Source organism: Nocardiopsis sp. LDBS1602 (assembly GCF_035818715.1).
GTDB lineage: Bacteria > Actinomycetota > Actinomycetes > Streptosporangiales > Streptosporangiaceae > Nocardiopsis > Nocardiopsis alba.
This window is the reverse complement of the sequence record NZ_JAYLVW010000002.1, coordinates 889,510-899,577: the sequence shown is the minus strand read 5'-3', so window position 1 is coordinate 899,577 and position 10,068 is coordinate 889,510. Positions and strand designations below refer to the sequence as shown.

General features: G+C 69.7%; 9 protein-coding genes. 1 reads left to right on the top strand and 8 read right to left on the bottom strand.

The genetic code is table 11. The features are described 5' to 3' along the window. Positions 1-135 precede the first annotated feature (135 nt). The 7 genes from U9J66_RS12100 to U9J66_RS12070 form a co-directional block, all read right to left on the bottom strand. Positions 136-1,248, bottom strand: a complete 1,113-nt coding sequence (locus tag U9J66_RS12100; protein WP_014911026.1) for an ABC transporter ATP-binding protein — start codon at positions 1,246-1,248, stop codon at positions 136-138. Then, positions 1,245-2,321 (bottom strand): ABC transporter ATP-binding protein, encoded by a 1,077-nt coding sequence (locus U9J66_RS12095; RefSeq protein WP_161110500.1) that lies wholly within the window; start codon positions 2,319-2,321, stop codon positions 1,245-1,247. The genes U9J66_RS12100 and U9J66_RS12095 overlap by 4 nt, the downstream gene beginning before the upstream one ends. Before the next feature lie 2 nt (positions 2,322-2,323). Continuing rightward, positions 2,324-3,385, bottom strand: coding sequence for an ABC transporter permease (locus U9J66_RS12090; RefSeq protein WP_326337699.1), 1,062 nt, complete (start codon positions 3,383-3,385; stop codon positions 2,324-2,326). After that, entirely contained in the window at positions 3,385-4,389 is a 1,005-nt protein-coding gene (locus U9J66_RS12085) for an ABC transporter permease (protein WP_014910880.1), read from the bottom strand. The genes U9J66_RS12090 and U9J66_RS12085 overlap by 1 nt, the downstream gene beginning before the upstream one ends. A gap of 254 nt (positions 4,390-4,643) precedes the next feature. Next, entirely contained in the window at positions 4,644-6,305 is a 1,662-nt protein-coding gene (locus tag U9J66_RS12080; protein WP_326337698.1) for an ABC transporter substrate-binding protein, read from the bottom strand. Between the two features lie 381 nt (positions 6,306-6,686). Beyond that, positions 6,687-7,178, bottom strand: a complete 492-nt coding sequence (locus U9J66_RS12075) for a hypothetical protein (RefSeq protein WP_326337697.1) — start codon at positions 7,176-7,178, stop codon at positions 6,687-6,689. 106 nt (positions 7,179-7,284) lie between these two features. Continuing rightward, on the bottom strand, positions 7,285-7,800 hold the full coding sequence (locus U9J66_RS12070; RefSeq protein ID WP_014910156.1) for a gluconokinase: 516 nt from the start codon (positions 7,798-7,800) through the stop codon (positions 7,285-7,287). A 135-nt stretch (positions 7,801-7,935) separates the two neighbouring features. On the opposite strand from U9J66_RS12070, the gene U9J66_RS12065 reads away from it, so the two are divergent. Next, entirely contained in the window at positions 7,936-8,646 is a 711-nt protein-coding gene (locus tag U9J66_RS12065; protein ID WP_326337695.1) for a FadR/GntR family transcriptional regulator, read from the top strand. Positions 8,647-8,674: 28 nt separating this feature from the next. Here the strand turns inward: U9J66_RS12065 and U9J66_RS12060 are convergent, their stop codons facing one another. Beyond that, positions 8,675-10,051, bottom strand: a complete 1,377-nt coding sequence (locus tag U9J66_RS12060; RefSeq protein ID WP_161110502.1) for a GntP family permease — start codon at positions 10,049-10,051, stop codon at positions 8,675-8,677. Positions 10,052-10,068: the final 17 nt, after the last annotated feature.

Sequence of the window (10,068 nt, the reverse complement as noted above, 5' to 3'; positions counted from 1 at the left end):
TTGGGGGCGTGTTCCCGCGGGGCAATGTTGGGCGGGGGTTACCCCCGCCGGGGCGCCCCGCCCTCCTGGGGGGGGGGGCCGGGGCACGCGGGGGGCGCGGGGGCCGCCCCCCGGCCCCCGCGCCCCCGTGGCCGTTCAGCCCGTGCCGTGCACGATCCGTTCGGCGCGTTCCGCGCTGGGGCGGATCTCCCCCGACAGGATCCGCTCCGCGTAGTGGCAGGCCACGCGGTGGGTACCGCTGCCCTGCTCACCGTGGAGCGGACGCAACTCGGGGCGTTCGGTGTCGCAGCGCTCCTCCTGGCGCCAGGGGCAGCGCGTGTGGAAGCGGCAGCCGGACGGCGGGTTCGCGGGCGAGGGGAGGTCGCCGGCGAGCAGGATGCGCTCGCGGGTGTCCTCCACCGTCGGGTCCGGAACCGGCACCGCCGACATCAGCGACCTGGTGTAGGGGTGCGCGGGGGCCGCGTACAGCTCGTCGCTGGTGGCCTCCTCCACGAGGGAGCCCAGGTACATGACGCCGACGACGTCGCTGACGTGCCGCACCACCGCGAGGTCGTGCGCGATCACCAGGTAGGTCAGGCCCAGTTCGTCCTGGAGCTCCTCCAGAAGGTTGAGCACCTGCGCCTGGATCGACACGTCCAGCGCCGAGACCGGCTCGTCGCAGATGATGAGGTCGGGGCGCAGGACCAGCGCTCGGGCGATACCGATGCGCTGACGCTGACCACCCGAGAACTCGTGCGGATAGCGCTTGAGCGCCTTGGCCGACAGCCCGACCCGCTCCAGGGCCTCCACGACACGGGCCCGACGGTCCTCCTCGACCAGGCGCCGGAGCTCCTTGGCCCCGATGCCCTCGGGCACGTCCTCCTTCGACGGGCCGCCGATCCCGTGGGTCTGGAGCCCCTCCATGAGGATCGACCCGATGTTCTGGCGCGGGTCGAGGCTGCCCAGTGGATCCTGGAAGACCATCTGGAGGTTGGCGCGCTCGCGGCGCATCTCCTCGGCGGGCAGCCCCGCCAGGTCGCGGCCGTCGAACCAGACCTCGCCCTCGGTGATCTCGTTCAGGCGCAGGACCGCCCGGCCCAGGGTGGTCTTACCGCAGCCCGACTCCCCCACCAGGCCGTACGTGCTGCCCCGTTCGATCTCCAGCGAGACCCCGTCGACCGCCTGGACGTGCCCGACGGTGCGGTCGAAGAGCACCCCGCGCCTGATCGGGAAATGGACCTTGAGGTCCTTGATCTGTAGCAGGCTCATCGCCGCTCCTCCTCGTCGTCACCGACCACGGCCGGGCCGTCCAGGACCGTCCGGTCCACCACCTCGGCGTGTTCGATGGGGTTCACGCAGCGGTGGACGTGCTCCGCCTCGTCGCCGTTCTCCAGGCGGACGAGCGGGGGCGGCCCCTGGAGGCACTCCATCGTGTAGTGGTCGCAGCGGGGGGCGAACGCGCATCCGTCCGTCCACGCGATGTTGTCGTTGACCGAGCCGCGTACGGGGGTCAGCGGTTCGCCCCGCGGGGAGTCCAACCGCGGGATGGATCCGAGCAGACCCACGGTGTAGGGGTGGGTGGGGGCGGCGAACAGGGGACGCCGCCGAGCGGTCTCCACCGCCCGCCCCGCGTACAGGACGTTGATGTCGTCGCACATGCCGGCCACCACGCCCAGGTCGTGGGTGATCATCAGCAGGGCGGTGCCCTCCTCGGTGACCAGGTCCTTGAGCAGCTCGAGGATCTGGGCCTGGATGGTGACGTCCAGGGCGGTGGTGGGCTCGTCGGCGATCATCACGCGGGGCCGGCAGGCCACCCCCATCGCGATGAGCGCGCGCTGACGCATACCGCCCGAGAGCTGGTGCGGGTATTCGCTCAGGCGCCGGGTCGGGTCGGGGATCCCCACCCGATGCAGCAGGTCGGCCGCCTCCTTGCGCGCGGCCGCTCCGCGCATCCCCCGGTGACGTTGGAGGATCTCGGTGACCTGGCGTCCGATGGGGATCACCGGGTTGAGCGAGCTGAGCGGGTCCTGGAAGATCATCGCCAGTTGGGAGCCGCGCAGGTCGCGCATCCTTCGGCGTGAGGCCTTCAGCAGGTCCTCGGAGCCGTCGGGCAGCCGCATGACGGCGCTGCCGCCGACCTCGACCCCCCGGTCCGGGAGCAGCCCCATCAGGGCCAGGGAGGTGACGCTCTTACCGCAACCGGACTCGCCGACCAGACCCGTGACCCGGCCCTCCTCCAGGGTGAAGGAGACCCCGTCCACGGCCCGTACCTCACCGGACCCGCGTCCGCGGAACACCACGGACAGCTCGTCCACCGCCAACAGCGGCGTGCTGGAACTCATGGTCACTTCCTCAACTTCGGGTCGAGCGCCTCGCGCAGCGACTCGCCCATGAGGGTGAAGCCGAGCGCGGTGATGATGATGCCCAGGGCCGGGTAGACGGCCAGAGAGGGTGCCGTGGAAAGGAACCTCTGGGCTTCGGAGAGCATCGTGCCCCATTCGGGGAAGGAGGCGTCCGGGTTGCCCAGCCCCAGATAGGACAGGGCGGCCGCGTCGATGATGGCGGTCGCCAGGGTGAGCGTGGACTGCACGATCACCGGTCCCATCGAGTTGGGCAGGATGTGGGAGATCGCGATCTTGTGGCCGCGTACGCCCAGGGCCCGGGCGGCGAGCACGTACTCGCGGTTGCCCTGGGAGATCATCGCGCCGCGCAGCAGGCGGGCGAAGATCGGCACCTGGGCGATACCCACCGCCAGCATGACGGTGGTGAGGCTGGGTCCGACGAGCGCGGCGACGGTGACGGCGAGCAGCAGGGTGGGCAGGGCCAGCATCATGTCGATGACGCGCATGATGACGTTGTCCACCTGGCGTCCCCAACGGCCGCCGAGGACCGAGCAGGCCCCGGCGGTGCCGCCGAGCAGGGCGCCGAACAGGAACCCGACGAGGGTGGCGACCACGCCGACCATGAGGGTCTGGCGGGCGCCGATCACCATGCGGGAGAACATGTCCCGGCCCAGGTGGTCCAGGCCCAGCCAGTTCTCGGCGCGGGGGCCGACGAACTCGTTGCGGTTGGGGAAGACCTCGCCGCCCCAGGCCTGTGAGGTGGGGCTGTAGGGGGCGATGAGCGGCGAGAACAGCGCGACCAGGAGGAACACGGCGACGATGACCGCGCCACTGATGGCCATGGGGCTGCGGCTCATGCGCCGGAAGGCCTCGCGCCACACCCCGGCGCCGTGGCCGTCGTCGGAGCGTTCGCCCATGAGTTCGGCGAGCCGGTCGACCTTGGCCGCCTTGCGCCGGTGGAGCGGGACCCGGCCCTCGGTGGACTCTCGGGGCGCGGTGTCCTCTCCGCCGCCCCGGGTCTCGGGGCTCTCGGAGGGGTTCTGGGAGCTCGGTGTCGTTGGCATCACTGGGCCCGCACTCTCGGATCGAGGAGGCTGTACGAGATGTCGACCAGGAGGTTGATGAACACGTACATGGTGGCGATGAGCAGGATGAAGCCGGTCAGGACCGGATAGTCGCGTTCCTGGGTGGCCGCGTAGACGAACGAGCCGATGCCCGGGAAGGCGAAGACGCTCTCGGTCAGGACCGCTCCCGCGAAGAGGCTGCCCGCCAGCAGACCCACGGCGGTGACCACCGGCAGCAGCGCGTTGCGCAGTACGTGACGGGTGCGCACGGTGTTACGGCGCAGCCCCTTGGCGTCGGCGGTGCGCACGTAGTCCTCACCCATGACCTCCAGGACGCTGGCCCTGGTCATACGGGTGATGACCGCGAGCGGGATGGAGGCCAGGGCCAGTCCGGGCAGCACCAGGTGGGCGAGCGCGTCCCAGACCACGTCCCACTCCCGGGTCATGAGGCCGTCCAGGACGACGAACCCGGTGATGTCGGTGCGGCTCAGCCCCGGGGAGAGGCGGAAGGCCGAGGGGAACATGCCCAGGCGTTCGGCGAAGATCACCTTGAGGATGAACGCCAGGAAGAAGACCGGCGTGCAGATGCCGAGCAGGGATCCGCCCACGGCCGCGAAGTCCAGCGCGGTGCCGCGTCGGCGGGCCGCCAGATAGCCCAGCGGCAGGCCGATCGTGACGGCGATGATCATGGCGCTCACGGCCAGCTCGAACGTGGCCGGGAACCGGAGGAAGAACTCGTCCAGGACCGGTCGTCCGGTCTGGAGGGAGGTTCCCAGGTCACCCTGCGCGATCCTGCGCAGGAAGGACAGGTACTGCACCGTGAACGGTTGGTCCAGGCCCAGTGAACGGCGCAGCGCCTCGCGCTGTTCGGCCGTCGCGTCGTCGGGAAGAAGGGCGTACTCCGGGCCGCCCGGCAGTCTTTGGAGCCAGACGAACAGCAGGATCGACAGGCCGCCCAATGTCGGGATCAGCTGTAGGAGTCGCCTGACGATGAATCGCAGCACCTTCGCCGCCTTTCGCCAGTGGTGATGAGAACGGACGCCGAGGCGTCCCCCGCCGGTTCGCGACGGGTCGGGCATGGAGGGAGGGGTCGTCCCCCGGGGGTGAGGCGACGAGGACACCGCCGCGGGAGGGGCACGGGTCACGGGGACCCGTGGGCCGTGAGGGTCGTGACCCTCGTGGGGCCGGGCCCGACCGGTTCGTCCGAACGCGGTCGGGCCCGGGAGATGACCTCACCTCGGATCGGGGAGGCGGGTGTCTACTTCCAGGAGGCCTCGGCGAACATCTCCTGCGTGAGCGGGCTCACGTTCGGGGGCTGGACCTCCGAGGAGAAGACGATCGAGGGCGGGGAGCTGGAGATGGGCAGCCCCGGAAGGACGTCCATCACCATCTCGTTGAGCTCCTGGTAGCCGGCGATGCGCTCCTCCTCGTCCGGGTTGGTGCTCACCTCGGCCATCAGGTCGAACAGCTCCGGCTCGTCCAGGCCCCAGGCGCTGTTGGGGGTGGAGAACCAGGTGCCGATGAAGTTGTAGGCGTCGTTGTAGTCGCCGGTCCAGCCGAGCAGGTAGAGCGGGCAGTTGCCGCTGTCGGTCTGGTTGATGTACTCGGCCCACTCGTAGCTGCTGGCGTTCACCGTCACACCGGCCTCCTGGAGGTCCTCGGTGATGACGTCGAAGATGTCCTTGGGCGCGGGCATGTACGGGCGGGTGACCTCGGTCGGGTAGCAGAACTCGACCTCGAGGTCCTCGTAGCCGGCGTCGGAGAGCTTCTCTCGGGCCAGCTCCGGGTCGTACTCGATCTCGCGCACGTCCGGGGACCAGCCGTCGAGGGTGTCCGGGTGGAACTGCGAGGCGACCTCGCCGCCCTCGGGGAGGATGGTGTCGACGATGCGCTGGCGGTTCACCGCGTGGGAGAGGGCCTCACGGACCTCGAGGTCGGCGAGCGCCTCGTCGTCCTGCTGGTAGGCCAGGTAGAGGACGTTGAAGACGCCTCGGGTGGGCACCTCGAAGCCGGCCTCCTGGAGCGGGCCGACGTCGGCCGGGGCCACGAGGTCGTAGCCGTGGATGTCACCGGCCTCCAGGGCCTGGCGACGGGCGTTCTCGTCCGGGATGGTGCGCAGGAGCATCGTCTCGAAGCCCGCCGGGTCGCCCCAGTAGTCGTCGAAACGCTTGAGGGTGATCTCGGACTGGTCCTGGTCCCAGTCCTCGACGGTGAAGGGGCCGGTACCGGCGACGGTGCCCGCGACCTGGGTGTACTCGGGCAGGGTGAAGTTGCCCTCGTCGCCGCTGATCTCGGCGTCGGCGATGTTCTCCAGGGTGGTGGGGCTCATGATGCCGAAGGCGGCGAGGCTGAAACCACCGGGGTAGAGCGAGGAGTACTCGGTGACCTCGATGACGGCGGTGAGCTCGTCCTGGGCCTCACAGGAGACGTAGCGCGATTCGGGGAGCGAGTCGTCCTCGTTCTCCGCGAATCCGCCGAAGATCTTCTGCCAGTAATAGGAGTTGTTGGAGCTCTGATATCCGCCGCTCAGGTTGTGCCAACGGTCGAAGTTGGCGCAGACCGCCTCAGCGTCGAGGTCGTCCCCGTCGTGGAACTTCACCCCGTCGTGGAGTTTGAAGGTCCAGACCGTTCCGTCCTCGGACTGTTCCCATTCCTCGGCCAGTCCGCCGACGATCTCGGTGCCACCGGATTCGTGTTCGAGAAGGGTGTCGAAAACCTGCCGACTGTAGCGGAAGGTCTCGCCGTCGCTGGCGAGGAAGGGGTCGAGTGCGGTGATGTCACCCGTGGCGGCGAATACGAAAGGCCGGTCGTCGCCTCCGGCGGAGTCGCGGTCGCTCTCCGCGCAGGCTGTCGCCACCAGCGTGAGCGAGGCCGCCACGGCCAAGAGGCCCAGCGGCTTTCGGGGAGTCTTCGTGAACATGGTCCACCTCAGGGGACGGGGGGTTTGGAGACCCGGAACGATGGTGTGGACCTTAGACCGCGCACGCTCCCCCTGGGAAGATAGACGGCTGGGTATTAATACAACCGTTTCACTTCTGTGCCGTGACCCGATGTGGTATTTCGACGCCCGAGTGTCCAGCCCCTTCCCATAAACGAAGAGGGAAAACCTGATCGATCGATCATGCGTTTTCGAATACCTCCGAAAAGAGCATGACCCGATGATCCCATGAATTTACCTTTATGCCCTGATGTCTGTTTTCCAGGCCTCAGGAGATGCCTTCACCCTCACCGGGAACACACTTCACGGACATACGGAAGGGCCCGCCGGGACGAGCCGGCGGACCCTTCGAACGGACACGGACTAGCGGGCGCACCAGGAGCGGATACCGGTGCTCAGCAGGGCGATGTTGACGGTGATGGACAGCAGGGCCGCACCCGAGCCCGCCAACATCAGCCACGTATCGGCGAGCACCGCCGCCTGGTACAGGGCGTACAGCGCCGTCCCGAAGGCGATCACCGCGCCGAGCCGGGAGAGACGCCACAACGCGTGACCGGCGCGGCGCAACGCGAGGACCGACACCACCAGACCGAGGGCGACCAGCACCGACAACGAGATCAGCAGCCACAGGTCCGCCGTTCTGGCGGCGGGGACACCCGCGTCCAGGAGCGCCCAGGCGCGGTAGGACGTCAGGAGGTGCCCCACGGCGGCCACGCACATCAGGACACAGGTCTGCCGCACGTCCAGCGGGGGCCTCACTCCAGGGTGACGCGCGGCCAGCAGGCTCTGCCGGGGCGCGGGCACCACGCTGAAGGGTCGGGAGGCGGAGGGAGGGGACGTTCGGGAGTCTTGCATGACGAACAGGGTCGCGTGCCTCGGCTCGGGACACAAGTGGATCAATGCCACACCCGCCCCACCGTCACCGCGCCGTGACCACCACGATCGACGGTTCCCGAGGGGATCAGACCGCCGCCGACCCGAGCCGCCCCCGCACGTACTCCAGGGCCTCCTCGGCGAGGGGATCCAGGTCGGAACGTACGTCGAACTCCCTCCCCGCCTCGTCGGGGTCGAGCCGCTGCAACGCCTCCAACTGGGAGCGCAACAGCGCGGGCGGCATGAAGTGGCCCTTGCGCGCGGCGATCCGCGCCCGGATCACCTCGTCCGGTCCGTGCATGTGCAGGAACTCCACGCCGGGGGCACCGGTGCGCAGCACGTCGCGATAGTCGCGCTTGAGCGCCGAACAGGCCATGACGGTGGACTCGCCGAGCACCTCGTGAGCGCCGATCCAGTCGGCCAGTTCACGCAGCCACGGCCGACGGTCCTCGTCGGTCAGGGGGTCTCCGGCCGCCATCTTGCGGATGTTGGCCGGGGGATGGAAGGCGTCGGCCTCCGCGAAGGGCAGGTCGAGACGGTTCGCGACCCGTTCGGCCACGCTCGTCTTACCGCTGCCCGACACCCCCATGAAGACAAAGTGCATGGTCTCTCCGTCCGTCGGCACGCCGCCCCCGCGACGCCGCCATAAATAGTGTTACCAATCAATCCGGCTAGGCTTCGACCTGACCCCGCCCCACACCGTCGCGACGGGCAGACCGGGAAGTTCGAGGAAACGACGATGGGCACGACGCATCGCACACTGCACAACCGGGTGCTGGCGGTGCTCGGACCGGCGATCGCCGCGGGCGAGTACTCCGTCGGCCACACCTTCACCCTGAGCGGCCTGGAACAGGACTTCGGGGTCTCCCGAACCGTGGCCCGCGAGGCCGTCCGCGTCCTGGAGTCGATGGGGCTGGTGGTCAGCCGCCCCCGCACCGGAGTCAAGGTCCGCCCCCAGGCCCAGTGGAGCGTCTTCGACCCCCAGCTCATCCGCTGGCGCCTGGCCGGGGCCGGACGCATGGCCCAACTCCGCTCCCTCAACGAACTGCGCGCCGCCGTCGAACCCGCCGCCGCGGCCCTGGCCGCCGAACGCGGCTCCCCCGAGGAGCGGGCCCGGCTCGTGGACGTGGCCGAGGAGATGACCCGGACCGGCGACGCCGGCCTGCTGGACACCTTCCTGGAGCTGGACGTGGCCTTCCACCGGCACATCCTGGACCTGTCCGGCAATGAGATGTTCTCCGGCCTGGCCGAGGTCGTGTCCGAGGTCCTCATCGGCCGGACCTCCTACGACCTGATGCCGCACCGCCCCCGTCCGGAGGCGCTGCGCCTGCACACGGCGGTGGCGCGGGCCGTCCGAGACGGACTGCCCGACGTGGCCGAGGCGGCGATGCGCTCGATCGTGACCGAGGTGAGCGACGCCCTCAAGGAGCCCGGACCGGACCCTCGCTGAACCGTCGCCCCGCATCGCCGCCACCGGTTCACAGCACCAGGGACAGACCGAAGGCGAACCCGAATCCGATGAAGCCGATCAGCGTCTCCATGACCGTCCAGGTCTTGAGCGTGGTCTTGACGTCCATCCCCAGGAAACGGCCGACCAGCCAGAACCCGGAGTCGTTGACGTGCGACAGGGCGGTGGCGCCCGAGGCGATGGCGATCACGATCAGGGCCAGGTCGATGGAGCTCAACCCCGAGGTGGCCTGCACCGCCGGGGCGATCAGACCGGCCGAGGTGGTGATGGCGACCGTCGCCGACCCCTGCGCCACCCGCAGGGCCAGCGCGATGATGAAGGCCGCGACGATCACCGGCATGCCCGTCGACTCCAGGCTGCCCGCGAGCGCGTCGCCGATCCCGCTGGTGCGCAGGACCCCGCCGAACATGCCGCCGGCGCCGGTGATGAGGATGATGCCGCAGACCGGGCCGAGCGCGCCGCCGACGATCTCCTCCACCCGCTGACGGGTGAAGCGGCCCCGGCTGAGCACGACCATCGTGTAGAGGGCGGTGATGAGCAGCGCGATGGGCGTCTCGCCCACCAGGCGCAGGGACTGGACCCACACGGCGCTCTCGGAGACCGCCCCGGTGGCCACGGCCGTGCCCATGCCGGTGTTGGCGAAGATGAGCAGCATCGGCAGCAGCAGGATGCTCACGACGGTGAGCAGACGCGGCGGGTCCTCGTGCTTCACCTCGCCGCCGGGCAGGAGGTCGTCGGGGGCGGGCAGCTCGAAGCGCTTGCCGGCCCACAGGCCGAACAGGTAGCTGGCCAGGTACCAGGTGGGGATGGCCAGAAGGGCGCCGACGAGCAGCGTCAGACCCATGTCCGCGCCGATCTCGACGGCGGCCGTGACCGGACCCGGGTGGGGCGGCACGAAGGCGTGCATCACGGCGAAGGCGCCGGCCGTGGGCAGCGCGTAGAGCAGGACCGAACCGCCGACGCGTCGGGCGACGCTGAAGACGATCGGCAGCATGACGACGAGGCCGACGTCGAAGAAGATCGGGAAGCCGAACAGGAGCGAGGCGACGCCGAGCGCGAGCGGGGCGCGTCTTTCGCCGAACACCTTGATCAGCGCGGAGGCCAGGACGGCGGCGCCGCCGGTGATCTCCAGCATGCGGCCGATCATGACGCCCAGACCCACCAGGAGGGCGACGTTGGCCAGGGTGCCGCCGAAGCCGTCGAGGAGGGTGGGCACCACCCCGTCGACGGGGATGCCCGCGGCCAACGCGGTGAGCACGCTGACCAGGACGAGGGCGACGAACGCGTGAAGTCGGAAACGGATGATCAGGAGCAGCAGGAGCGCGATGGCTCCCGCGGCGATCCCTAGGAGGGGACCCGTGCCGTAGACGGGTTCGAAGTTCTCCACGCCGGGGCCTTCCGGTG

Bases quoted from the DNA above. Each gene is read 5' to 3' on its own strand.
- U9J66_RS12100 (WP_014911026.1), bottom strand. From the start codon at position 1,248: ATGAGCCTGCTACAGATCAAGGACCTCAAGGTCCATTTCCCGATCAGG.
- U9J66_RS12095 (WP_161110500.1), bottom strand. From the start codon at position 2,321: ATGAGTTCCAGCACGCCGCTGTTGGCGGTGGACGAGCTGTCCGTGGTG.
- U9J66_RS12090 (WP_326337699.1), bottom strand. From the start codon at position 3,385: ATGCCAACGACACCGAGCTCCCAGAACCCCTCCGAGAGCCCCGAGACC.
- U9J66_RS12080 (WP_326337698.1), bottom strand. From the start codon at position 6,305: ATGTTCACGAAGACTCCCCGAAAGCCGCTGGGCCTCTTGGCCGTGGCG.
- U9J66_RS12075 (WP_326337697.1), bottom strand. From the start codon at position 7,178: ATGCAAGACTCCCGAACGTCCCCTCCCTCCGCCTCCCGACCCTTCAGC.
- U9J66_RS12070 (WP_014910156.1), bottom strand. From the start codon at position 7,800: ATGCACTTTGTCTTCATGGGGGTGTCGGGCAGCGGTAAGACGAGCGTG.
- U9J66_RS12065 (WP_326337695.1), top strand. From the start codon at position 7,936: ATGGGCACGACGCATCGCACACTGCACAACCGGGTGCTGGCGGTGCTC.